We start from the raw sequence: 22,952 nt of genomic DNA, 5'->3' as shown, positions 1-22,952 counted from the left end.
GGGGAACACGAAGGGTGTTGCGCGCTCGCGCCGCGCGGTGCTAGCCGAGCGCCATGTCCGTAGATACTGCAACCGTGAAGCGGATCGCGAGCCTTGCGCGCATCGCGATCACCGACGAGGACGCCGCGCGTATCGCGCCCGAACTCGGAAACATCCTTGGCTGGATCGAGATGCTGGGCGAGGTCGATACGACCGGCGTCGAGCCGATGACCGCCGTCATCCCCAACACGCTGCGGCTGCGCGACGACGTCGTCAACGCTGATCCGCTGACCGGCGGCAATATCCGCGAGCAGGTCCTGGCCAACGCCCCCGTGGCAGAGCACGGCTTCTTCGCCGTGCCCAAGGTGATCGAATAATGACCGACCTTACCGATCTCGGCATCGCCGGCATCCGCGACGGCGTGCGCGACGGCAGCTTTTCGGCGCGCAACGTCGCCGACGCGTTCATCGTCAAGGTGAGCCAGGCCAAGGCGCTCAACGCGTTCCTGGTCGAGACGCCCGACCATGCGATCGCCGCCGCCACCGCCGCCGATACCGCGCGCGCCGCCGGCGAGACGCTCAAGCCGCTGGCCGGCGTCCCGATCGGCATGAAGGACCTGTTCTGCACCAAGGGCGTCACGACGACCGCGGCGAGCCATATCCTCGAAGGCTTCACGCCGACCTATGAGTCGACCGTCTCGCAGAATCTGTGGGATGCGGGCGCGGGGATGCTCGGCAAGCTGAACATGGACCAGTTCGCGATGGGGTCGTCGAACGAGACCTCCGCGTTCGGTAACGTGATCTCACCCTGGAAGCGCAACGACGGCGGCAACGCCGCGCTCGCACCCGGCGGGTCGTCGGGCGGCTCCTCGTCGGCGGTCGCCGCACGGCTTTGCCCCGGCGCGACCGGCACCGACACTGGCGGTTCGATCCGCCAGCCCGCCGCCTTTACCGGCATCAGCGGCATCAAGCCGACCTATGGCCGCTGCTCGCGCTGGGGGACGATCGCGTTCGCCTCGTCGCTTGACCAGGCTGGGCCGATGGCGCGCGACGTGCGCGACTGCGCGATCCTGCTCGAGGCGATGGCCGGGTTCGATGCGAAGGACGGCACCTCGCTCCAGCTCGACGTGCCGAAATGGGAAGCGGGTCTGTCGGCCAGCCTCGCCGGCCTGCGCGTCGGTATCCCCAAGGAATACCGCGTCGACGGCATGCCCGAGGAGATCGAGGCGCTCTGGCAGAAGGGCATCGACTGGCTGAAGGACGCCGGCGCGACGATCGTCGAGGTTTCGCTCCCGCACACCAAATATGCGTTGCCCGCCTATTACATCATCGCGCCAGCCGAGGCGTCGTCGAACCTCGCGCGCTATGACGGCGTGCGCTACGGCATCCGCGACCTGCCCGCGGGCTCGGGGCTGCAGGACATGTACGCCGCGACCCGCGCCGACGGCTTCGGTCCCGAGGTGAAGCGCCGCATCATGATCGGCACCTATGTGCTGTCGGCCGGCTACTACGACGCGTACTATACGCAGGCGCAGAAGATCCGGACGCTGATCGCGCGCGATTTCGAAAAGGCGTGGGAGACGTGCGACGTCCTGCTCACCCCGACCGCCCCATCGGCGGCGTTCGCGCTTGGTGAAAAGTCGTCCGATCCGATCGCAATGTATCTGAACGACGTCTTCACCGTGCCGTCGTCGCTCGCGGGTCTGCCCGCGATGTCGGTGCCGGGTGGTCTCGACAAGCAGGGGCTGCCGCTTGGGCTTCAGATCATCGGCAAGCCGCTCGACGAGCAGGGCGTGCTGAACGCCGGGCTCGCGATCGAGCAGCGGGCGGGGTTCACTGCCCGGCCCGAGGCGTGGTGGTAACCGATCGCGCCTTCGTCACGCGCAACGTCGCCGTGCTGCGCGAAGCGCAGAACGCGCTCAACGTCGCGTTCGGGGCGATCCTCAGCGCCTATGTCGGCGTGTCGCTGACCGAGATCGACAACCGGCCGTTCGATCACGCCGTGCTCGCGCGCTTCTTTCTCGGGCTCGCGGTGTTCATCCTGTGCCTTTGCGTTGGCAACAGCGTGATTTTGCGCGGCGATTACCGGCTGGGCGCGGTGTTCCTGGTGCTGGCCGGCGGTGCCGCCGCGGCCGCGCATCACGAGGCGCTGGTGCTCGGTTTCGAGGGCGCGATCCTGCGTATTCTTTCGGCATGCTGGGTGGTCGGCCTGCTCGGCAGCAACGCGGCACTGACCGCGATCAACTATATTCATCATCGGAACCGGATATGAGCGACTATCGCATTCAGGGCGACACGGGCGAGTGGGAGGTCGTGATCGGCCTCGAAGTCCACGCGCAGGTGACGTCGAACGCCAAGCTGTTCTCGGGCGCGGCGACCGCGTTCGGGGCCGAGCCCAACACACAGGTCAGCCTCGTCGACGCGGCGATGCCCGGCATGCTGCCGGTGCCGAACCGCGAGTGCATCCGCCAGGCGGTGCGCACCGGCATGGCGATCGAGGCGCAGATCAACAAATGGTCGCGGTTCGACCGGAAGAATTACTTCTACGCCGATCTGCCGCAGGGCTATCAGATCAGCCAGCTCTATCATCCGATCGTCGGCGAAGGCGCGATCGACATCAGCCTCGACGAGAAGAACCCTGACGCCGCGGGTAAGCGGATCGGCGTCGAGCGCATCCATGTCGAGCAGGATGCGGGCAAGCTGATGCACGACCAGCATCCGACCCAGTCCTATGTCGATCTCAATCGCTCGGGCGTCGCGCTGATGGAGATCGTGTCGAAGCCCGATCTCGCATCGCCGGCCGAGACGGGCGCGTATCTGCGCAAGTTACGGTCGATCCTGCGCTATGTCGGATCGTGCGACGGCAACATGGAAGAGGGCTCGATGCGCGCCGACGTCAATGTCAGCGTGCGCAAGCCCGGCGACGAGCTCGGCACGCGGACCGAGACGAAGAACGTTAATTCGGTGCGCTTCGTGATGGCGGTGGTCGAGCAGGAGGCCAGGCGCCAGGTGGAGGTGCTCGAGGCCGGTGGCAAGATCGTGCAGGAGACGCGGCTCTACGATCCCGATCGCAACGAGACGCGGTCGATGCGGTCGAAGGAAGACGCGCATGATTACCGCTACTTCCCCGATCCCGACCTGTTGCCGCTCGTGCTCGACGACGCGTTCCTCGAGGAATGCCGCGCGTCGCTGCCCGAACTGCCCGACGCGAAGCGGGCGCGGTACGAAGCGCTCGGGATTACCGCCTATCAGGCGACCGTCCTGACCGCCGAGGTCGAGGCGGCGCGCTGGTTCGATGCGCTGCTCGATGCGGGCGTGAAGCCGGCGGCGGCGGCGAACTGGACGACGTCGGAGCTTTTCGGTGCGCTCAACCGGACGGGCAGGGACATTGCCAACTCGCCGGTGTCGCCGTCGCAGGCAGCCGAACTGCTCGGGCTGATCGCCGACGGCACGCTGTCGGGCAGCCTTGCCAAGCAGGTGTTCGAGGTGATGCTCGAGACCGGCGACGGCGCGGCGAAGGTCGTCGAGGATCGCGGGCTGAAGCAGACCAGCGACACCGGCGCGATCGAGAAGGTCATCGCCGAGGTGATGGCCGCGAACGCGGACAAGGTCGCGGATTACCGCGGCGGCAAGGACAAGCTGTTCGGGTTCTTCGTCGGCCAGACGATGAAGGCGATGGGCGGCAAGGCGAACCCGGCGGTGGTGAACGAAGTGCTGAAGAGCGCGCTCGGGGACTCGGTGGCGCCGTAAGCCCTGTTCTCCCGGTCTCTGTTCTCCCGCGAAGGCGGGAGTCCAGGGTAACCGCGCGCGACGCTGCTGGACTCTTGGGCCCCCGCCTCCGCGGGGGAACGAGGAACTAGTGAGTAACTTCCCCCTCGGCACCACCCCGGCGAAGGCCGGGGTCCAGTTGGCAAACGTCGCTGATCAGGCGCTGCGTTCCGTTACCTCGACCTCCCAACTGAACCCCGGCCTTCGCCGGGGTGGAGGCTCTCAGCTCCGCGTTACGTCTCCACCTTCTGCGGATGATGCGGCACCAGGATCAGCACATTCTCCTCGACCCGCCACGATGCGAGTCGCGACAGGAAGTTCATCCCCAGCACGTTGGTGTCGCCGAACGCGGGCGACACCACCACCTGAAGGTCGCGGGCGACGATTGCGCCGAGCTTCAGTTCGCCGATCCGGCCCGACTGCGCGGGAATCGCACCATTGGCGGTCTGGAGCACGATCGGCACCACGCTCGTTCGCGCATCGATCCCGGCCGCGTCGGCCGTCTTCGTCGAAATCGCGGTGATCGTCGCACCGCTGTCGATCAGCAACCGTCGCTCGACCCCGTCGATCCGCGCCCGCGCCCAGAAATGCCCGTCGGGGGACATTCGGATCCGCACCTCGCCACCGACAACCGTCTGGTCCTCGATCCGCAGCAACTTGGCGATCTTGCCGAGATAGGGATCGAACTGGCTGCGCTGGCCGATCGCGACGAACAGCAGACCGACCAGCGCCAGCGTCATGACGAGATTGACGACCGTCCGCAGGATCGGGATCCGCTGCGCGAGGACGAAGACCAGCACCGCGACACCGAGCGCCACGTACAGCGTCTGATGCTGGGCCAGGTCGGGGAGCAGCCCGAAAAGCGGGGTGCTGGCGGGCGTGGAAATGGGCGGTTCCTGCAAGAAGGGGGTGGACAGCCTGTGCTATCCACCCCCGCATTTATGGTTGCTGACCGGTGCGGCTTATTGCGCGTCCGAATCCTGGTTCTTGATCACGCCGCCGGTTCCGCCGACGCCGTCGGGCATGCCCGTCTTGGTGAACGTCTCGGGCTCGTCGCCGCCTTCGCCGCGTTCAACCGCGTCGGAGCGCGACTGCACCGCCTGCTCGATGTCGCTGCGCGTGTCCGCGTCACGGTCCTCGGGGCGGGTTTCGGGATTGGTGCCCGCATGGGGATCGGCCATGATCAGAACTCTGGCTGGATGGGGGCGGGATCGGTCGAGGGCGCGCCCGGATCGGGAACGTCGATGTCCGGCGCGGGCGGATTGAACTCGGGCGGCGGCGTCGTCGGCTCGGCAGGCGACGAGGGCGTCGGGAATTCTGCAGGGGGTTGGGTAGCCATGATGCTCTCTCCTTCTTCCGCATCAACGCGCACGATCGTATCGAGTTGCTCACCGACTTACCTTGCGTGCTTGCCCCGGGATACAACGTTGGTATAGACGCGCCCGCTACGGCGATGTCCTGTGCGGGCGTGGCGGAACTGGTAGACGCAGCAGGTTTAGGTCCTGCCATCGCAAGATGTGGGGGTTCGAGTCCCTTCGCCCGCACCACTCCGCCGCACTGGCGGGGCGACCGCCAGATGAATTTTTCCCGAATGCTCTTTTAGACAAAGGCCGGACATGCAGACTGTCGAGACGTTGAACGAGGGCCTCAAGCGCGCCTACACCCTCACCATCACTGCGAAGGATATCGATTCGAAGGTCGATGTCGAGCTGAAGCGCCTCGCGCCGCAGATGAAGATGCCGGGCTTCCGTCCGGGCAAGGTGCCGGCAAACCTCATCCGCAAGATGCACGGCCCCGCGCTGACGCAGGACGCGCTGAACGCCGCGATCCAGGAAGGCGTGCAGAGCCTTGTCGCCGAAAAGCAGCTGCGTCCCGCGATGCAGCCCTCGGTCGAGCTGGAAGACGGCTATGACCTCGGCAAGGACGCGGTCGTCAAGGTCGAGATGGAGGTCCTGCCGCAGGTCCCCGCACCCGCGATCGACGGCCTGAAGCTCGAGCGCCTGACCGTGCCCGTCGCCGACGAGGCGGTCACCGAGCAGCTCCAGAAGTTCGCCGACCAGCAGAAGAAGTGGGACGACGCCGCTGACGATTATGCCGCGGCGATGGGCGATCTCGTCACCGTCGATTTCGTCGGCAAGACCGCCGATGGCGTCGCGTTCGACGGCGGCACCGGCACCGACATGGGCGTCGAGCTGGGTGCAGGACGTCTGATCCCCGGCTTCGAGGATCAGCTCGTCGGAGTGAAGACCGGCGAGGAGAAGGTCCTGAACGTGACCTTCCCCGAGGAGTATCAGGAGAAGTCGCTCGCGGGTCAGCCGGCCACGTTCGACATCACCGTCAAGTCGGTCAAGACCGCGGGCGAGAGCAAGATCGACGAGGATCTTGCCAAGTCGCTGGGTCTCGAGAGCCTCGAGCAGCTTTCGGGCCTGCTCAAGGGTCAGATCGAGCAGGAGCATAACGGGCTCACGCGCACGCACATGAAGCGCAAGCTGCTCGACCAGCTCGCCGAGGGTCATGACTTCGAGGTTCCGCCGTCGATGGTGGAAGCCGAGTTCAACCAGATCTGGTCGCAGCTCCAGCACGAAGCCACGCACGAAGCCGATCCCGAGGCCGCGATGGCCGAGATGGAAGGCGAGCGCGACGATTACCGCAAGATCGCCGAGCGTCGCGTACGCCTCGGCCTGCTCCTGTCCGAGATCGGCCAGGCGAACGGCGTCGAGGTGTCCAACCAGGAAATGCAGCGTCTGCTCGCCCAGGCGGCCCAGCAGTATCCCGCCGAGCAGCGCCAGCAGTTCATGCAGTATGTCCAGTCCGAGCCGATGGCCGCTGCCCAGCTGCGCGCCCCGCTGTACGAGGACAAGGTCGTCGACTTCCTGTTCGAGAAGGCCGAGATCACCGACCGCGAAGCCACCCGCGAGGAGCTGGAAGCTGCGATCGAGAGCGAGGACGGTTTCGCCAGCGGCACGCACGTGCATGACCATGACAACCACAAGCCGAAGAAGAAGGCTGCCGCCAAGAAGAAGGCAGCACCTGCCGACGACGCAGCGGTGACCGACGAGGCGCCCGCTTCGGACGCCGCGGACGAGGCCAAGCCTGCCAAGAAGGCTCCCGCCAAGAAGAAGGCGGCTCCGGTCGAGGCTGAGACGGCGGTAACGGAATCGTCGCCGGTCGCGGCTGAAAATGCCGAGGGCACCGAAGCTGCCGACGCGCCGGCCAAGAAGCCGCGCGCCAAGAAGGCTGCGACCAAGACCGAGGCGTAAGCCGATCGGAGTGCCTCTTCGCTGAGGCACTCCCCCCGTTTTCGGGCCACTTCCCCGGCGGAGGCCGGGGTCCAGTTGGAAAGGTTGCTGTGACGGCGCGCAAAGCTTCGTTATGGACCTTCCCCAACTGGGCCCCTGCCGCCGCCGGGGATTTGCGTTGATTGGAAGACGCGTTGATCGTTACGCCGTCTTCGACTGTACAGGGCAGGGCATGACCGAACCGAGAATTGCCGTCCTGCTGCCCTGCTACAACGAAGAGGCCGCGATCGCGCAGACGGTAGCGGGGTTCCGCGCCGCGCTGCCCGGCGCGACGATCTACGTCTACGACAACAACAGCGCCGACCGGACGGTCGCGGTCGCCCGTGCAGCCGGTGCCGTCGTCCGGACCGAACGGATCCAGGGCAAGGGCGCGGTCGTCCGGCGGATGTTCGCGGACATCGATGCCGATATCTATGTGATGGCGGACGGTGACGCGACCTATGACGCGGCGTCCGCGCCGGCTTTGGTCGCGCGCGTGCTCGACGAGCAGCTCGACATGATCGTCGGATCGCGGATCAGCCAGGTCCAGGAAAGCTATCGCCGCGGGCACCGGTTCGGCAACGCGCTGCTCACCGGCATGCTCGCGCGGCTGTTCGGGCGCAGCTTCACCGATATCCTGTCGGGCTACCGCGTCTTCTCGCGGCGGTTCGTGAAGAGCTTCCCGTCGCTGTCGGCGGGGTTCGAGATCGAAACCGAGATCAGCGTCCACGCGCTCGAACTCAAGATGCCGATCGGCGAGGTCGAGACGCCCTATTTCGCGCGGCCCGAGGGGTCCGAATCGAAGCTGAGCACCTATGCCGACGGCTGGCGGATCCTGCGGACGATCATGACGCTGTACCGGATCGAGCGGCCCTTGTGGTTCTTCGGCGCGATCGGCGGGGCGTTCGCGCTGCTCGCGCTGTTGCTCGGCATCCCGCTGGTGCTGACCTATCTCGAAATCCATCAGGTGCCGCGCTTCCCGACCGCGATCCTGATCACCGGGCTCGGGATCTTTGCCGCGCTGAACGTCTTTACGGGGCTGATCCTCGACACGGTCGTCCGCGGACGCCGCGAGGTTCGGCGGCTGGCCTACCTGGCCTACCCCGCGCCTGGCGTCTGACTCCCTCTCCCCGAGGGACGGGGGGTAGGTGGTTCTCCTGACGGGTAGCAGGGCTTGAACTCCCCCGTGCGAGCGCCGATGTTGGCGGTTCACTGGGGCATAAGAGAGATTTCCATGCACAATCCGTTCGAGACCGGCGATTTCGCGAGCCCGTTGGCCAGCGCCGGGCTCGGCCTGCAGCAGACGCAAGCAGGCCTTGTTCCCATCGTTATTGAGCAGTCGAACCGCGGTGAGCGCTCGTTCGACATCTTCTCGCGCCTGCTCCGCGAGCGCATCATCTTCGTGACGGGCGGCGTCGAGGACGGCATGGCCTCGCTGATCACCGCTCAGCTCCTCTTCCTCGAGTCCGAGAACCCGAAGAAGGACATCTTCATGTACATCAACTCGCCGGGCGGTGTCGTCACGGCGGGCATGGCGATCCATGACACGATGCGGTATATCCGTCCGCGCGTCGGCACGGTGTGCATCGGCCAGGCCGCCTCGATGGGCAGCTTCCTGCTCGCGAGCGGTGAACCCGGCATGCGCGTCGCGATGACCAACGCGCGTATCATGATCCATCAGCCATCGGGCGGTGCACAGGGCATGGCGAGCGACATCGAGATCCAGGCGCGCGAGATCCTGCGCATCCGCAAGCGGATGAACGAGCTCTATTCGCAGTATACGGGTCAGCCGATCGAGGAGATCGAGCGTCGCATGGACCGCGACACCTTCCTCGAAGCGAACGAGGCGAAGGATTTCGGTCTGGTCGACGAGGTTTTCGACAAGCGTCCCGCCCCCGCGGACGACGCGGCGAAGCCTGCATAAGGCGAATCGTAAGCCTGGCGGGTTTATTTGATTGTAGGATATCCGGGGTGCGTTACGATGACCGCCCCGGAAACGGCACGCGCACCGACATGCGCGAGAGGTGATTGAATGACGAAGCTGAGCGGTGGCGACTCGAAGAGCACCCTCTATTGCTCGTTCTGCGGCAAGTCGCAGCACGAGGTGCGCAAGCTGATCGCCGGGCCGACGGTCTTCATCTGCGACGAGTGCGTCGAGCTATGCAACGACATCATCCGTGAGGAAACGAAGTCGGCGCTGGTGTCCAAGAAGGACGGCGGCGTGCCGACTCCGCAGGAGATCTGCGACGTCCTCGACGATTATGTGATCGGCCAGAAGCGCGCCAAGCGCGTCCTGTCGGTGGCGGTGCACAATCACTACAAGCGGCTCAACCACGGCGCCAAGGGTGCCGATGTCGAGCTGTCAAAGTCGAACATCCTGCTCGTCGGGCCGACGGGTTGCGGCAAGACGCTGCTCGCGCAGACGCTCGCCCGCATCCTCGACGTGCCGTTCACGATGGCCGACGCGACGACGCTGACCGAGGCCGGCTATGTCGGCGAGGACGTCGAGAACATCATCCTCAAGCTGCTCCAGGCCTCCGACTACAATGTCGAGCGGGCGCAGCGCGGGATCGTCTATATCGACGAGATCGACAAGATCAGCCGCAAGGCGGAGAACCCCTCGATCACGCGCGATGTGTCGGGCGAGGGCGTTCAGCAGGCGCTGCTCAAGCTTATGGAAGGCACGACGGCGAGCGTTCCTCCGCAGGGCGGTCGCAAGCATCCGCAGCAGGAATTCCTGCAGGTGGACACAACCAACATCCTGTTCATCTGCGGCGGTGCATTTTCGGGTCTCGAAAAGATCATCGGCGATCGCCTTCAGGGCAAGTCGATCGGCTTCGGCGCCTATGTCGCCGGACCGGACGAGCGCAAGACCGGCGAGACGCTGAAGTCGGTCGAGCCAGAGGATCTGCTCAAGTTTGGGCTCATCCCCGAGTTCGTCGGTCGTCTGCCGGTGATCGCAACGCTCGAGGATCTCGACGTCGACGCGCTGGTGAAGATCCTGAAGGAGCCGAAGAACGCGCTGGTCAAGCAGTACCAGAAGCTGTTCGAGATGGAGGACGTCGCGCTCGGCTTTACCGACGACGCGCTCGTCTCGGTCGCCAAGAAGGGCATCGAGCGCAAGACCGGTGCACGCGGGCTTCGCTCGATCCTCGAGAGCATCCTGCTCGACACGATGTTCGACCTGCCCGGCATGGACGGCGTCGACGAGGTGATGATCGACAAGGACGTGATCGAGGGCCGCAAGGAACCGATCCGCGTCTATGCCGAGAAGAAGAAGGCCGGCGACGCGGCCTGATCCGCGGCGATACCGGTGAGGAAGGGGCGTCGAGCGATCGGCGCCCTTTTTTTTGTTCCGGGAAGGCGCTTCATTGTCCGTCATCCTGACAAACGTGAGGATGACGGGGCGTGCGTTCGCGGCCGCGTGGGCGGTGGATCGTCAGCGGGACGGACCCTTATCGGGGCGTCGGGCATTCGTTGTCTTAGTGCAACGAGGGAGACCGCATGACGATCGAGGTGGCTGAACAACCGAAGGTAACGGTGGTGGAGACGATGCCGGACCGGCTGGCATTGCCGGTCTGGACGCTGATCGCACCCGGCCTGGGGCTCGTCGCGGTGCTCTTCGGCCTCGCCAAGATGGGGTCGATCGGGACGGCGGCGGCGATCGTGGTGCTAATCGCCAGCGTACTCGCCGCGGTCCATCATGCCGAGGTCATCGCGCATAAGGTCGGCGAGCCGTTCGGCACGCTCGTGCTCGCGATCGCCGTGACGGTGATCGAGGTGTCGCTGATCGTGTCGCTGATGCTGTCGGATGCCGGCGACGCTGCGGCGCTCGCGCGCGACACGGTGTTCGCGGCGATCATGATCATCCTCAACTTTATCATCGGGCTCTGCCTGCTCGCGGGCGCGGTGCGGCATCACGAACAGCGTTTCACGTTGAAGGGGATGAGCGCCGCGCTGGGCGTGCTGGCGGCGATGTCGGTGCTGTCGCTCATCCTGCCCAATTACACCTCGTCGACGACCGGGCCGACCTATGCGCCGTCGCAGCTGGTGTTCGTCGCGATCATCTCGCTGGTGCTCTACGGCACGTTCGTGCTGGTCCAGACGGTCCGTCACCGCGACTATTTCCTGCCCTCGGCTGACGACATGGAGACGCACGCGCACGCCGCCCCGCCATCGCAGCGCGCGACGGGAATCGCGTTCGGGATGCTGCTCGCCGCACTGGTGTCGGTCGTCCTGCTTGCCAAGACGCTGTCGCCGACGATCGAGGCCGCCGTGCTCGGCGCGGGCCTGCCGCTCGCCGTCGTCGGGGTGGTGATCGCCGCGCTGGTGCTCGCGCCCGAGAGCCTGGCCGCATACAAGGCGGCGCGGCGCAACCGGTTGCAGACCAGCCTCAACCTCGCGCTCGGCTCCGCGCTGGCGACGATCGGGCTGACGATTCCGAGCGTTGCGATCGTCTCGCTGGTGCTCGACCTGCCGCTTGCGCTGGGGATCGACGCCAAGGGGATGACGCTGCTCGCGCTGTCGCTTTTCGTGGCGACGCTGTCGCTCGGCACCGGACGCACGACCGTGCTGCAGGGCGTCCTCCACCTCGTGATCTTCGCCGCCTATCTGTTCACGACGGTCGTGCCCTAGGGGCGCTTATCCGTCACCCACTCCGTCATCCTGACGTTCTTCAGGATCACGGCTGGGGTGGTATCCGCGAGTGACTTGCATTAGCATCGCCCCAGCGGGTTTCGACCCAATAAGCGGGAGAGCGGATGTGAAGACGGCATGGATGGGCGCAGCGATGCTCGCGCTGATGGCAGCAGGCGCGGCGGATGCGCATGAAGTGTGGGTCGAGCGCGACGGGGCAGGACCCGCGCGGATCTATCTCGGCGAGCCCGCCGAACCGATGCCCGTAGGCGGCGATCCCGAATTCGCCAATCTGAAGGCCCCGCGAATCGTCGCGCCAGCCGCAGCCGCGCTGGTTCGCAAGGCCGGGTTCCTCGAGGCGCAACTGCCCGCGGGCGACGTGCATGTCTGGGACGACGACGTGTTCGCGCCCTGGGGCGATCCGGGCAAGCGCGAGGGCATCATCTACTACGCGCGCGCCGGTCGTGCCGATCCGCGCACCAAATTGCCGTTCGAGATCGCACCCGCGACCGCGAACGGGACGCGCTTCGTCCTGACGCGCGAGGGGAAGCCGGTCGCGGGCGCGAAGGTCACGCTGATCTCGCCGACGCGCGTCTCGACCGAGCTGGTCACCGATGGCGCAGGTGCGATCACACCGCCGCTCGTCGAGAAGGGCCGCTATCTGCTGTCCGCCGCCGCCAAGGATATGACCGAGCACAGCCTGCCGCGCGGGCCCGTGACGACGCTCCACCGGATCACGACGACCAGCTTCACGCTCCCCTGAGACCGCGCGCCAGCTTTGCCGCCGGTCGCGTCAGCGCGCGCGTTGCCGGGCGGCGAGCGCAAGGCCCGCGGCGATCTGGACGACGGCATAGAGGCGGCGGCGGCCCGGGCGGTCGACGAACGGCTGGACCAGCGCCTCGGTGCCGAGCGCGTCCTCCTTCCACAGATCGACGTGGCGCCGCGGTTGGAGCAGCCCGAGCAGCCCGTCGCCCACCATGAAGATCGCCGCCATCTCCGCGGCGCGGGCGGGCCACAGGTTCTCCTGCGCACGCAAGAGCCCAGGGTCAGGCGCGGCGACGGTTGCGGCTGCTGGGCCTCCGCTTTCGCGAGGGACCGGGGACGCGTCGGTCATTGCGGTTTCGCCTTCGCTGCCTGTGCGGATTTCCATGCGGCCACCTCCTCGAGCGCGATGCTCCGGCGCAGGACCAGCGCATCGGGGTCGATCACGACATGCGCGCCCTTCGGCACGGCGAGCGTCGCGGTGCCCGTCGTCATCGGCAGCGTCCGGGTCTTGCCGTCGATCTGAACCTCGACCGGCAGCGGGAAGCGGCCATTGCCCGGCACCTTCCACGCCAGCGTCAGCATGGTGCCGGTGCGCGTCTCGATCAGCTCGGGCAGCGCCGCCTGGCGGAGATACACGTCGAAGAACCAGCCATAATCCTTGCCGGTGACGCGGCGGACGATCGCCTCATACTCCTTGGTCGAGCCGAAGCGGGGGGTGAAGTTGCCGGGCTTCGGATCGGGGCGGCCATAGACCGCGCGGCGCGTCACGTCGAAAAAGGCGGTGTCGCCGATCAAGCCGCGCAGCGTGTGCAACATCCACGACCCCTTGTTGTAGATGTCCTGTCCGGCGCCGCCCTTGTCGAGCTCGTACACCTCCTCCTCGGTGGTGATCCGCTGCTGGGTCATCGGCATGCGGTTCATGATCGCCCCGCGCTCACCCTGCAGCATCGTCGCATAGCGCGCGCGCCCCTCACGCCACTGGCCGTAGAGCGGCTGCATATAGGTGCCATAGCCCTCATGCAGCCAGTAATCGTCCCAGTTGGCGGCGGTCAGCTGATTGCCGAACCATTCATGCGCGAACTCGTGCTGGAACAGCCAGTCGAACCCCTCGGGCGCCTTGGCATAGTCGTTGCCGTACGCGTTGATCGTCTGGTGCTCCATGCCCTTGTGCGGCGTCTCGACGACGCCCAGCTTCTCGTCGCCGAACGGGTAGGGGCCGATCATGCTCTCGAAAAAGTCGAGCGTCGGGGCGAATTCGGCGAACAGCTTTTCCGCCTGCGGCTTCTCGCCGGGCAGATACCAGTAAAACATCGGAATGCTGTTGCCGAAGCGGCTCTTATAGGTGCCGCGGACCTCCTCATACGGCCCGACATTCAGCGCGATGCCGTATGTGTTGGGGTGCTTCGCGCGCCAGTTCCAGGTTGTGCGACCGTCGGCGAACGTGTCGACGCCCACCAGCACGCCGTTCGACGGCGCCTTCAGCCTCTTGGGTACGGTGATGTGGAGATCGACCAGCGCAGGCTCGCCGGTCGGGAAGTCGAGGCACGGCCAGAACAGGTCGCAGCCATAGCCCTCCGCGGTGGTCGCGAACCAGGTGCGCCCGTCGGGGGTCTTCGACCAGACCATCCCGTCGTCCCACGGCGCCTTCACCGCGACATGCGGCGTGCCGCCATAGGTGATCGTCGCGCTCACCTTCCCGCCCGCCGGCACCGGCCGGGGCAGCGTGATCGTCAGCCGCCCCTCCGGATTGGTCCAGGCGGAGGCTGGCAGCGCGACGCCATCGATCGCGATGGCGGTCACCGGCAGGTTGCGGTCGAGATCGATCGGCAGCCGCGCGACCGGCGCACGCGCGGTGAAGCGCAGCGTCGCGACGCCGTTCAGCCGCTGCGCATCGGGCAGCACCTCGAAGGCAAGGTCGGCATGGTCGAACTGCAGCGCGGTCTGTTCGGGGGTGAGCACGCCCCCCGAACGCTGCGTCTGCGCGGTTATCGCGGGTTCGCCCTTGCGCGGCAGCTGCGCGGAGGCCGGGGGGATGGCGAGCAGCGCGGTGCAGCTGGCGGCGAGGAGGAGGCGCGGGATCATGCGGCGCGTTCTCGCGCGGTGGCCCGATCGACACAAGTCCGGCCGGCACAAGGGCGTTACGGAATCCGCACGATACTGCGTTATGCCACGGTTCGGACCGCGCTTCGGCGATTACGTAGCCCGGCGATTGATGGATCCGCCATCCTCACCATATAATGAGCTGACGCCGACCTTGTTCGGTCCGGTACCGGAGCTTGCATGACCCACTATCCCGTTCTTCCGCTACGCGACATCGTCGTGTTTCCGCACATGATCGTTCCGCTGTTCGTCGGCCGCGAGAAATCGGTCGCGGCGCTCGAGGCGGCGATGGCGGCAGAAAAGGAGATCTTCCTGGTCGCGCAGCTCGACCCGGCCGAGGACGATCCCGCGCGCGACGATCTCTACACGATGGGCGTGACCGCGACCGTGCTCCAGCTGCTCAAGCTGCCCGACGGCACGGTACGCGTGCTGGTCGAAGGCAAGGTTCGCGCGACGCTCGAGACGCTCGACGAGAGTGGTGACTTCCTCACCGCCGAAGTCGCGACGGTCGCCGATGCCGAGGTCGAGGGTCCCGAGATCGCTGCGCTGATGCGCTCGGTCGTTGACCAGTTCGAGAACTACGCCAAGCTCAACCGCAAGCTGCCCGCCGAGACCGCGACCCAGCTGTCCGAGATCACCGAGGCCGCCCGGCTGTCCGATGCCGTCGTTGCCAACATCCAGATCAAGGTCGCCGACAAGCAGGCGATGCTGATGCAGACCGACCCCGCCAAGCGCCTCGAAATGGCGTTTGCGGCGATGGAGGGCGAGCTCGGCGTCCTGCAGGTCGAGAAGAAGATCAAGAGCCGCGTCAAGCGCCAGATGGAGAAGACGCAGCGCGAATATTACCTCAACGAGCAGTTGAAGGCGATCCAGCGCGAGCTCGGCAACGAGGGCGATGAGGGTGAAGGCGACGAGATCGCCGAGCTGACTCAGAAGATCGCGACGCTCAAGATGAGCAAGGAAGCGCGCTCGAAGGCGACCGCCGAACTCAAGAAGCTGAAGACGATGGCGCCGATGAGCGCCGAGGCGACCGTCGTGCGCAATTATCTCGACGTGCTGCTGGGGCTCCCTTGGGGCAAGAAGTCGAAGATCAAGAAGGACATCTCGGCGGCCCAGGCGGTGCTCGACGAGGACCATTATGCGCTCGAGAAGGTCAAGGACCGGATCATCGAATATCTCGCGGTCCAGGCGCGCACCAACAAGCTGAAGGGGCCGATCCTGTGCCTCGTCGGCCCTCCGGGCGTCGGCAAGACCTCGCTCGGCAAGTCGATCGCCAAGGCGACCGGGCGCGAGTTCATCCGCCAGTCGCTGGGCGGCGTGCGCGACGAAGCCGAGATCCGCGGGCATCGTCGCACCTATATCGGCTCGCTGCCGGGCAAGATTGTCACCAACCTGAAAAAGGCGGGTGCGTCGAACCCGCTGTTCCTGCTCGACGAGATCGACAAGCTCGGCCAGGATTTCCGCGGTGACCCGGCGTCGGCGCTGCTCGAGGTCCTCGATCCCGAGCAGAACGGCAAGTTCCAGGATCATTATCTGGAGATCGACCTCGATCTGTCGGACGTGATGTTCGTGACGACCGCGAACACGCTCAACCTCCCCCAGGCGCTGCTCGACCGGATGGAGATCATCCGTCTCGAGGGCTATACCGAGGACGAGAAGGTCGAGATTGCCGAGCGGCATCTGATCGCCAAGCAGATCGAGGCGCACGGCCTGAAGGACGGCGAGTTCGTCCTGACGCAGGAGGGCCTGCGCACGTTGATCCAGCAATATACCCGCGAGGCGGGCGTGCGTACGCTCGAGCGCGAGATCGCCAAGCTCGCGCGCAAGGCGCTGCGCCGGATCCTCGAGGGCAAGGCGACGAGCGTGACGATCACGCCAGACAACATCGCCGAGTTCGCAGGCGTGCAGAAATATCGCCACGGCCTGTCCGAGACGGAGAACCAGATCGGCGCGGTCACCGGGCTTGCCTGGACCGAGGTCGGCGGCGAATTGCTGACGATCGAAAGCGTCACCGTGTCGGGCAAGGGCGCAGCGAAGCTGACGGGGACGCTCGGCGACGTGATGAAGGAATCGATCGAGACCGCGTTCAGCTACGTCAAGGCACGCGCGCCGAGCTATGGCATCAAGCCGTCGCTGTTCAACCGCAAGGACATCCACATCCATCTGCCCGAAGGCGCGACGCCCAAGGACGGTCCGTCGGCGGGTGTCGGGATCGTCACGTCGATCGTCTCGACGATGACCGGCGTGCCGGTGCGGCGTGAGGTGGCGATGACCGGCGAGGTGACGCTGCGCGGTCGCGTGCTGCCGATCGGCGGGCTGAAGGAAAAGCTGCTCGCGGCGCTGCGCGGCGGGATCACCACCGTGCTCATCCCGCAGGAGAACGAGAAGGACCTCGCGGACATTCCGGCGAACATCAAGGAGGGGCTGAAGATCATCCCCGTCAGCCATGTCGACGAGGTTTTGCGGCTTGCCCTGACCGAGCCGCTCGAGGCGATCGAGTGGACCGATGCGGACGAACTGGCGGCCTTGCCGCCCGCGCCGATCCCGCCGGTCGGGGGTGGTCTTCACCACTGAGCGCATCCGGCGCGGTATTTCGCCGCGTCACGATGGCCGATACCGAACCGCGCGGTTAGAGCATCGCGCGGCGGTTTCGTTTGACAGCAGACGATACCGCCGCGTTACTGCCTGGAGATTGGCGCCGCGATTCCATCGCTGCCGATTCGGTATTTGTTTGGGGGATTAACTGTATGAACAAGCAGGAACTGATCGCGACGGTCGCGGACACGTCGGGGCTGGTCAAGGGCGATGCGGTCAAGGCCGTCGAAGCCGTTTTCGACGCGATTTCGGCCGCGCTGAAAAAGGGCGAGGAAGTCCGGCTGGTCGGGTTCGGCACCTTCTCGGTCTCGAAGCGCAAGGCCTCGACGGGACGCAACCCGCGCACCGGTGAGCCGATGACGATCAAGGCATCGACCCAGCCCAAGTTCAAGGCGGGCAAGGGGCTGAAGGATTCGGTCAACTGATCGACCGATCATGACCGACAGGGCTGGACAGCGCGGCATACCGCGCTTAAAGGCCCGCTTCCGAACCAGTTTCGGGCGCGTAGCTCAGCGGTAGAGCACACCCTTCACACGGGTGGGGTCACAGGTTCAATCCCTGTCGCGCCCACCAGATTTACGCCGGTCCTCTCCATTGCGAGCGGGCCGGCGTTTCTGTTTTCGGGGTTCTTTCAGTGCCTTAGTCGATCTTTGGCGCTTCTATGATCGACTGCGTGAATGTACTAGATCGGCATTCTGCATTTCACGCTGCGCCGCAGCATCCCATATATGATGCGTCGCACAATTCTAAGGAGCTACCCCATGTCGATCATCGGCACCCAGCTGAAGCCGTTCACCACCCAGGCCTATCGCCAGGGCAAGTTCATCGAGGTGTCGGACGCCGACGTCACGGGCAAGTGGGCGGTCTTCTTCTTCTACCCGGCCGATTTCACGTTCGTCTGCCCGACCGAGCTCGAGGATCTGGCCGACAATTATGCCGCGTTCCAGAAGATGGGCGTCGAGGTCTACAGCGTGTCGACCGACACCCATTTCTCGCACAAGGCCTGGCACGACACGTCGCCGGCGATCGGCAAGATCGATTACACGATGCTGGGCGATCCGTCGGGCACCATCACGCGCAACTTCGACGTGATGCGCGAAGGCCAGGGCCTGGCCGATCGCGGCACCTTCGTCGTCGATCCGCAGGGTGTGATCCAGCTGATGGAGATCACCTCGGAAGGCGTCGGCCGCAACGCGATGGAGCTGCTGCGCAAGGTCAAGGCCGCACAGTATATCGCAGCGCACCCCGGCGAGGTCTGCCCCGCCAAGTGGGAAGAGGGTGAGACCACGCTCGCCCCGTCGCTCGATCTCGTCGGCAAGATCTGAGCCGCTGACGGAACCGGTCGCCCGGCTTCGTCACCCAAGGGGGAGGGGTTCGCTCCTTCCCCGGCCTGCCGGACTTCGGTCCGGCAGCCACCCTGCCGCATGACATCCGGTGTCGTGCGGCACGGTGGACCCCGGACCCGGTCCGGGGTGACGATTTTCGCGACGGCAGCCTGCCGCGCGTCCCTTTCATCAGACAGGAGAGCGTCCGTGCTCGATGTGAACCTTACCGCGCAGCTCAAGACCTATCTGGCGAACATCGTCAAGCCGATCGAACTCGTCGCCTCGCTCGACGACGGCGCCAAGTCGCGCGAGCTCGAGGGCCTGCTGACCGAGATCGCCGCGCTGTCCGATTCGGTGACGATGGTCCGCAAGGACGACGACAAGCGCCGCCCGTCCTTCATGATCCGCCGCGCCGGGACCGATATCGGCGTGCGCTTCGCCGGCATCCCGATGGGGCATGAGTTCACTTCGCTGGTGCTCGCACTGCTTCAGGTCGGCGGGCATCCGTCGAAGCTGACGCAGGGGGTGATCGAGCAGGTCCGCGGGCTCGACGGCGATTTCGCGTTCGAGACCTATTTCTCGCTCAGCTGCCAGAACTGCCCAGAGGTGGTCCAGGCGCTGAACCTGATGAGCGTGATCAACCCGCGGATCAGCCATGTCGCGATCGAGGGCGGCGTGTTCCAGGACGAGGTCACGAACCGCAACATCCTGTCGGTGCCGGCGATCTTCCTCAACGGCGAGCCGTTCGCGCAAGGCCGGATGAGCGTCGAGCAGGTCGTCGCGAAGCTCGACACGGGCAGCACCGCGCGCGCGGCGGAGAAGATCGCGGGCAAGGATCCGTTCGACGTGCTCGTCGTCGGTGGCGGCCCCGCCGGTGCGGCAGCGGCGATCTATGCCGCGCGCAAGGGCATCCGCACCGGAATAGCGGCAGAGCGCTTCGGCGGCCAGGTGCTCGACACCATGTCGATCGAGAACTTCATCTCGGTCGCGCATACCGAGGGGCCCAAGCTCGTCGCGCACATGGAGCAGCATGTCGCCGAATATGGCGTCGACGTGATGAACCTGCAGACCGCCAGCAAGCTGATCCCTGCGACCCAGGTCGGCGGCCTGCACGAGGTGGAGCTTGCGAGCGGCGCGTCGCTGAAGGCGCGGACCGTGATCCTGTCGACCGGTGCGCGCTGGCGCCAGATGAACGTGCCGGGCGAGGAGGCGTATCGCAACAAGGGCGTGACCTATTGCCCGCATTGCGACGGCCCGCTGTTCAAGGGCAAGCGCGTCGCGGTGATCGGCGGCGGCAATAGCGGCGTCGAGGCGGCGATCGACCTGGCGGGCCTCGTCGCGCATGTCACGCTGATCGAGTTCGACAGCGACCTGCGTGCGGACGCGGTGCTCCAGCGCAAGCTCGCCAGCCTGCCCAACGTCAAGGTCGTCACCTCGGCGATGACCACCGAGGTGCTCGGCGACGGCAAGCAGGTGACGGGGCTCAGCTATAAGGACCGCAACCACGACACGCTGCATCAGGTCGAGCTCGAGGGAATCTTCGTCCAGATCGGACTGGTGCCCAACACCGAATGGCTGACCGACACGGTCGCGCTGACGATGCGCGGCGAGATCGAGGTGGATCACCGCGGCGAGACGTCGATCCCCGGCGTGTTCGCGGGCGGCGACGTGACGACGGTGCCGTTCAAGCAGATCGTGATCGCGATGGGCGAAGGCTCGAAGGCGGCACTGGCGGCATTCGACTACATGATCCGGCTCGCGCCCGAAGAGCAGGACGCGCTCGCAGCCTGAGGGCGGGGGGCTTCTCCCCCGTCCGTCATCCGGGACCCAGGGTCACGCGCGCTGGCGTCCGTGGCTCTCGCTCCTGACGTTCGTCAGGATGACGGTGTGTGGGGTAAGCGTCACCCGCCTTCGTCATCCTGGACTTGATCCAGGATCCAGAGTTGCAGGCGGTGGCGCGTGTGACTCTGGGTCCTGACGTTCGTCAGGATGACGGTGTGGCAAGGCGCCGGCCGAAAATCCCGCCAGCGCAAAAGAAAAAAGGCCGGAGAATTCCCCGGCCGTTTCCTCACTTCTTCTTGGCTTTGCGCGCCGCATATTTGGCGTCGCGGAGTGCCTTCTTGTCGGCGTCGGACATTTGCGACTTGGCTTCGGCCTCGAGCGCGCGGGCTGCGGCTTCGGCGGCGGCGGCCTTCTTGGCAGCCTTGGCCTCCTCTTCGGCATCGCGCTTGGCCTGGCGCTTGGCGCGCTCGGCCTCCTCCTTGGCGGCGCGGGCGGCGGCGCGCTCGGCAGCGACCGCCGGATCGATCGCAGGCTTGGCGCGCAGTTTCTCGAGCGCCTTCAGCTTCGCGTCGTTCGCAGAGGCGGTACGTTCCTGAAAACCGGGGTCCTTGAAAGAGGCCATACTCGTCGAAAATTCCTGTAATCGCGGTGAAATCCGCGGGATTGCCCGGATAAGGGCCTTGCTAGCGTCCGTGCCCCTTAAATCATTGTGCCGCGCAGCGAAAGCGGGGTGATGCACCCCGGGCCCCGCGATACCGTCCGTCGTCGTCCCGCCCCGGCTCAGCGCGTACCTCGCGGCCCCGGTGTCACATTGCTGAAACACCGCCGTCACTCAGCCGTCATCGAAACCGCATCTCGCTGTCATCTACGCCGCCTAACCGCCGTTGAGAGATCGGCAGGGGGACCCGAGTCGATCCACGCAATCAATGATCGACCGGGAGTTCCGTGAATGACCAGCTTCAAGCGCATCGGCCTTATCCTGCTGACCAGCACCGCCTGTGCGGCGCTGTCGGCATGCGGAGGCGCGGACAGCGTCGCGTCGCCGGGTGCGGGCACCATCGTGATCCCGCCGGCAACGCCGACCCCGACGCCGACCCCCACGCCGACGCCGACGCCCAGCGCGATCACCGCGGCACAGTTCGCCGCCCCGACCACGGTCAACACCATCACGATCACGCCTGACGAGCAGCTCGCGGTCGTCAACGCCGGCACGAACAACAATGTCAGCGGCGTCAGCACCGGCCTGAACGGCCTGTATCCGACCTCGGCGACGTCGCTCACCACGCCGATGGATCCGTCGACGCTCAACAGCTTCTTCACCAGCACGAACTTCGTCGGCGCGCTCAACGGCCCGACCGACACCGCGTTCCAGGGCTGGACCTGCAACTCGACCTCGGCCGAATTCGGCGGCTCGGGCGCACGTTGCACCGCGGTGCCTTCGGTCGGCGCGGTCACCGCGACGAGCGTCTGCCCGACCGGCACGACCGATGACGGCCTGGTCGCGACGTTCCGCGCCTGCCGTCTGCCGACCGTGATAAGCGGCACGCTGACGCTGCCGAAGATTGCGGGCGTCTTCTATCGCCTGCGCGGCCAGACCGAAATCGGCACCGATGTCGGCACGACCGGTGCGGACAATGGCGCGATCCTCAACATCGAGGCCGGCGTCGTGATCGCCGCGGATTCGAGCGAGACGACCAACGACCTGCTGATCGTCAACCGCGGGTCGAAGATCAACGCGGTCGGCACCGCCACCGCGCCGATCGTCTTCACCTCGCAGCAGAACCTGGCGTCGAACGGCGTCAGCGACGCGACGCAGGGCCAGTGGGGCGGGATCGTCATGCTCGGCCGCGCACCGGTCGCGGTCTGCGCCACCGGCACCGGCCCGAACAATGCCGCCGGCAGCAGCACGACCTGCCAGCAGGCGATCGAGGGTGTCACCGGGCGCTTCTATGGCGGCCCGACGGCCGCCGACAGCAGCGGCACGATGCAGTACGTCCAGATCCGCTACAGCGGCATCGCGATCAGCGACGGCAACGAGCTTCAGGGCCTGACGCTCGGCGGCACCGGCTCGGGCACCACGCTCAACCACATCCAGAGCCACAATTCGGCGGATGACGGCATCGAGATCTTCGGCGGCACGAGCAACCTGAAGTATATCGCGATCACCGGCGCGGACGATGACGGCTTCGATATCGACAATGGCTATCGCGGCTTCATCCAGTTCATGATCGCCGCCCAGCGCACGCTCGGTGCGACCGCCGACTCCTTCTCGACCGAGATCGATTCGAACAATGCCGAGGACCTGCTGCCGCGCACGTTCGGCCGCTACGCCAACTTCACCTTCATCCAGACCGCGCTGGCCCCGGCCGCGATCCGCCTGCGTGGTGGTGCGGACATGACCTTCGTCAACGGCGTGGTGAAGACCCCGGCGAACGTCGCCTGCGTCAACATGATCGCGGGCGAGCAGACGACGGGCGGCCGCACGACGGTCCGGCCGGCGGATGCCGCGCTGCAGGACGTCGGACCGCCCGCGTTCAGCTCGGTCTACTTCGCCTGCCAGGGCCGCTGAGGCGGGCGCCAATTGAATGCGCCGTGATGCCGGGGCGGTCCTTGGGGGACCGTCCCGGCATTCGCCTATGACTTTACGAATCGGGATTACAGGCCATGTCCAAGCGCCGCGCCTACGGAACACTGCTCCTCCTCACCTCGACGCTGGTCGCGCCCGC

The 22,952-nt window shown here is 66.1% G+C and carries 21 protein-coding genes and 2 tRNA genes; 17 read left to right on the top strand and 6 right to left on the bottom strand.

Translation table 11 applies throughout. The annotated features are described in order from the left end of the window. Nucleotides 1-53: 53 nt before the first annotated feature. From gatC to gatB, 4 genes are read left to right on the top strand one after another with little or no spacing between them, the layout of a single operon-like run. Nucleotides 54-356: an Asp-tRNA(Asn)/Glu-tRNA(Gln) amidotransferase subunit GatC gene (gene gatC, locus sphsw_RS00945; RefSeq protein ID WP_031438976.1), complete on the top strand. Its 303-nt coding sequence runs from the start codon at nt 54-56 to the stop codon at nt 354-356. Continuing rightward, entirely contained in the window at nt 356-1,840 is a 1,485-nt protein-coding gene (gene gatA, locus sphsw_RS00940) for an Asp-tRNA(Asn)/Glu-tRNA(Gln) amidotransferase subunit GatA (RefSeq protein WP_031438975.1), read from the top strand. The genes gatC and gatA overlap by 1 nt, the downstream gene beginning before the upstream one ends. Continuing rightward, the gene (locus sphsw_RS00935; protein WP_235188237.1) at nt 1,834-2,250 is read left to right on the top strand and encodes a hypothetical protein; all 417 of its coding nucleotides are present in this window, start codon (nt 1,834-1,836) and stop codon (nt 2,248-2,250) included. Before gatA ends, sphsw_RS00935 begins: the two co-directional genes overlap by 7 nt. Beyond that, nucleotides 2,247-3,728 (top strand): Asp-tRNA(Asn)/Glu-tRNA(Gln) amidotransferase subunit GatB, encoded by a 1,482-nt coding sequence (gatB, locus tag sphsw_RS00930; protein WP_031438973.1) that lies wholly within the window; start codon nt 2,247-2,249, stop codon nt 3,726-3,728. The genes sphsw_RS00935 and gatB overlap by 4 nt, the downstream gene beginning before the upstream one ends. Before the next feature lie 251 nt (nt 3,729-3,979). Here gatB and sphsw_RS00925 read toward each other — a convergent pair whose 3' ends face one another. Genes sphsw_RS00925 through sphsw_RS20040 form a run of 3 tightly spaced genes read right to left on the bottom strand, consistent with a single transcriptional unit; the run spans nt 3,980 to nt 5,085 of the window. After that, nucleotides 3,980-4,648, bottom strand: a complete 669-nt coding sequence (locus tag sphsw_RS00925) for a retropepsin-like aspartic protease family protein (protein ID WP_235188236.1) — start codon at nt 4,646-4,648, stop codon at nt 3,980-3,982. A 60-nt stretch (nt 4,649-4,708) separates the two neighbouring features. Then, nucleotides 4,709-4,927, bottom strand: a complete 219-nt coding sequence (locus sphsw_RS00920) for a hypothetical protein (protein ID WP_031438971.1) — start codon at nt 4,925-4,927, stop codon at nt 4,709-4,711. Between the two features lie 2 nt (nt 4,928-4,929). After that, nucleotides 4,930-5,085, bottom strand: a complete 156-nt coding sequence (locus sphsw_RS20040) for a hypothetical protein (protein ID WP_166747620.1) — start codon at nt 5,083-5,085, stop codon at nt 4,930-4,932. A 123-nt stretch (nt 5,086-5,208) separates the two neighbouring features. Here sphsw_RS20040 and sphsw_RS00915 point away from each other — a divergent pair. The 7 genes from sphsw_RS00915 to sphsw_RS00885 all read left to right on the top strand — a co-directional run bounded on the left by sphsw_RS00915 (nt 5,209) and on the right by sphsw_RS00885 (nt 12,422). Then, nucleotides 5,209-5,293, top strand: a tRNA-Leu gene (locus tag sphsw_RS00915). Between the two features lie 69 nt (nt 5,294-5,362). Further along, nucleotides 5,363-7,006 carry a trigger factor gene (gene tig, locus sphsw_RS00910; protein ID WP_031438970.1) on the top strand — a complete coding sequence of 548 codons (1,644 nt, stop codon included), beginning with the start codon at nt 5,363-5,365 and terminating at the stop codon, nt 7,004-7,006. Nucleotides 7,007-7,217: 211 nt separating this feature from the next. Beyond that, the gene (locus sphsw_RS00905) at nt 7,218-8,144 is read left to right on the top strand and encodes a glycosyltransferase family 2 protein (protein WP_031438969.1); all 927 of its coding nucleotides are present in this window, start codon (nt 7,218-7,220) and stop codon (nt 8,142-8,144) included. A 114-nt stretch (nt 8,145-8,258) separates the two neighbouring features. Then, complete coding sequence (locus sphsw_RS00900) at nt 8,259-8,948, top strand: ATP-dependent Clp protease proteolytic subunit (protein ID WP_031396413.1); 690 nt, start codon at nt 8,259-8,261, stop codon at nt 8,946-8,948. A 108-nt stretch (nt 8,949-9,056) separates the two neighbouring features. After that, complete coding sequence (gene clpX / locus sphsw_RS00895; RefSeq protein WP_031396414.1) at nt 9,057-10,322, top strand: ATP-dependent Clp protease ATP-binding subunit ClpX; 1,266 nt, start codon at nt 9,057-9,059, stop codon at nt 10,320-10,322. 206 nt (nt 10,323-10,528) lie between these two features. After that, a complete protein-coding gene (locus sphsw_RS00890; protein ID WP_200873997.1) occupies nt 10,529-11,659 on the top strand; it encodes a calcium:proton antiporter in 1,131 nt (376 codons plus the stop codon). A 127-nt stretch (nt 11,660-11,786) separates the two neighbouring features. Continuing rightward, nucleotides 11,787-12,422, top strand: coding sequence for a DUF4198 domain-containing protein (locus sphsw_RS00885; protein ID WP_235188235.1), 636 nt, complete (start codon nt 11,787-11,789; stop codon nt 12,420-12,422). Between the two features lie 30 nt (nt 12,423-12,452). On the opposite strand, the gene sphsw_RS20165 is transcribed toward sphsw_RS00885, so the two are convergent. Both sphsw_RS20165 and sphsw_RS00875 read right to left on the bottom strand, forming a co-directional pair. Next, the gene (locus sphsw_RS20165) at nt 12,453-12,773 is read right to left on the bottom strand and encodes a hypothetical protein (RefSeq protein ID WP_235188234.1); all 321 of its coding nucleotides are present in this window, start codon (nt 12,771-12,773) and stop codon (nt 12,453-12,455) included. Beyond that, a complete protein-coding gene (locus sphsw_RS00875; RefSeq protein ID WP_042466259.1) occupies nt 12,770-14,506 on the bottom strand; it encodes a M1 family metallopeptidase in 1,737 nt (578 codons plus the stop codon). Before sphsw_RS00875 ends, sphsw_RS20165 begins: the two co-directional genes overlap by 4 nt. Before the next feature lie 198 nt (nt 14,507-14,704). Here sphsw_RS00875 and lon point away from each other — a divergent pair, with 198 nt between their 5' ends. From lon to ahpF, 5 genes are all read left to right on the top strand, one after another. After that, complete coding sequence (gene lon, locus sphsw_RS00870; protein WP_031438964.1) at nt 14,705-17,098, top strand: endopeptidase La; 2,394 nt, start codon at nt 14,705-14,707, stop codon at nt 17,096-17,098. A 173-nt stretch (nt 17,099-17,271) separates the two neighbouring features. Further along, nucleotides 17,272-17,544 (top strand): HU family DNA-binding protein, encoded by a 273-nt coding sequence (locus tag sphsw_RS00865; protein WP_031438963.1) that lies wholly within the window; start codon nt 17,272-17,274, stop codon nt 17,542-17,544. Between the two features lie 73 nt (nt 17,545-17,617). Continuing rightward, nucleotides 17,618-17,692 (top strand) — tRNA-Val (locus sphsw_RS00860). Nucleotides 17,693-17,880: 188 nt separating this feature from the next. Continuing rightward, nucleotides 17,881-18,444: an alkyl hydroperoxide reductase subunit C gene (gene ahpC / locus sphsw_RS00855; protein WP_031396422.1), complete on the top strand. Its 564-nt coding sequence runs from the start codon at nt 17,881-17,883 to the stop codon at nt 18,442-18,444. Between the two features lie 207 nt (nt 18,445-18,651). Beyond that, the gene (gene ahpF, locus sphsw_RS00850) at nt 18,652-20,235 is read left to right on the top strand and encodes an alkyl hydroperoxide reductase subunit F (RefSeq protein WP_031438962.1); all 1,584 of its coding nucleotides are present in this window, start codon (nt 18,652-18,654) and stop codon (nt 20,233-20,235) included. 277 nt (nt 20,236-20,512) lie between these two features. Here ahpF and sphsw_RS00845 read toward each other — a convergent pair whose 3' ends face one another. Then, the gene (locus sphsw_RS00845) at nt 20,513-20,848 is read right to left on the bottom strand and encodes a DUF6481 family protein (RefSeq protein WP_031396424.1); all 336 of its coding nucleotides are present in this window, start codon (nt 20,846-20,848) and stop codon (nt 20,513-20,515) included. 327 nt (nt 20,849-21,175) lie between these two features. On the opposite strand from sphsw_RS00845, the gene sphsw_RS00840 reads away from it, so the two are divergent. Continuing rightward, on the top strand, nt 21,176-22,795 hold the full coding sequence (locus tag sphsw_RS00840; protein WP_031438961.1) for a hypothetical protein: 1,620 nt from the start codon (nt 21,176-21,178) through the stop codon (nt 22,793-22,795). Nucleotides 22,796-22,952 lie beyond the last annotated feature (157 nt).

Source organism: Sphingomonas sp. FUKUSWIS1, assembly GCF_000733135.1.
GTDB classification, from domain to species: domain Bacteria; phylum Pseudomonadota; class Alphaproteobacteria; order Sphingomonadales; family Sphingomonadaceae; genus Sphingomonas; species Sphingomonas aerolata.
This window is presented reverse-complemented; position numbering and strand designations above follow the sequence as displayed.

Bases quoted from the DNA above. Each gene is read 5' to 3' on its own strand.
- gatC (WP_031438976.1), top strand. From the start codon at position 54: ATGTCCGTAGATACTGCAACCGTGAAGCGGATCGCGAGCCTTGCGCGC.
- sphsw_RS00840 (WP_031438961.1), top strand. From the start codon at position 21,176: ATGACCAGCTTCAAGCGCATCGGCCTTATCCTGCTGACCAGCACCGCC.
- sphsw_RS20165 (WP_235188234.1), bottom strand. From the start codon at position 12,773: ATGACCGACGCGTCCCCGGTCCCTCGCGAAAGCGGAGGCCCAGCAGCC.
- tig (WP_031438970.1), top strand. From the start codon at position 5,363: ATGCAGACTGTCGAGACGTTGAACGAGGGCCTCAAGCGCGCCTACACC.
- sphsw_RS00920 (WP_031438971.1), bottom strand. From the start codon at position 4,927: ATGGCCGATCCCCATGCGGGCACCAATCCCGAAACCCGCCCCGAGGAC.
- sphsw_RS20040 (WP_166747620.1), bottom strand. From the start codon at position 5,085: ATGGCTACCCAACCCCCTGCAGAATTCCCGACGCCCTCGTCGCCTGCC.
- sphsw_RS00890 (WP_200873997.1), top strand. From the start codon at position 10,529: ATGACGATCGAGGTGGCTGAACAACCGAAGGTAACGGTGGTGGAGACG.
- sphsw_RS00900 (WP_031396413.1), top strand. From the start codon at position 8,259: ATGCACAATCCGTTCGAGACCGGCGATTTCGCGAGCCCGTTGGCCAGC.
- gatA (WP_031438975.1), top strand. From the start codon at position 356: ATGACCGACCTTACCGATCTCGGCATCGCCGGCATCCGCGACGGCGTG.
- sphsw_RS00865 (WP_031438963.1), top strand. From the start codon at position 17,272: ATGAACAAGCAGGAACTGATCGCGACGGTCGCGGACACGTCGGGGCTG.
- lon (WP_031438964.1), top strand. From the start codon at position 14,705: ATGACCCACTATCCCGTTCTTCCGCTACGCGACATCGTCGTGTTTCCG.
- sphsw_RS00875 (WP_042466259.1), bottom strand. From the start codon at position 14,506: ATGATCCCGCGCCTCCTCCTCGCCGCCAGCTGCACCGCGCTGCTCGCC.
- sphsw_RS00905 (WP_031438969.1), top strand. From the start codon at position 7,218: ATGACCGAACCGAGAATTGCCGTCCTGCTGCCCTGCTACAACGAAGAG.
- gatB (WP_031438973.1), top strand. From the start codon at position 2,247: ATGAGCGACTATCGCATTCAGGGCGACACGGGCGAGTGGGAGGTCGTG.
- clpX (WP_031396414.1), top strand. From the start codon at position 9,057: ATGACGAAGCTGAGCGGTGGCGACTCGAAGAGCACCCTCTATTGCTCG.
- ahpC (WP_031396422.1), top strand. From the start codon at position 17,881: ATGTCGATCATCGGCACCCAGCTGAAGCCGTTCACCACCCAGGCCTAT.
- sphsw_RS00845 (WP_031396424.1), bottom strand. From the start codon at position 20,848: ATGGCCTCTTTCAAGGACCCCGGTTTTCAGGAACGTACCGCCTCTGCG.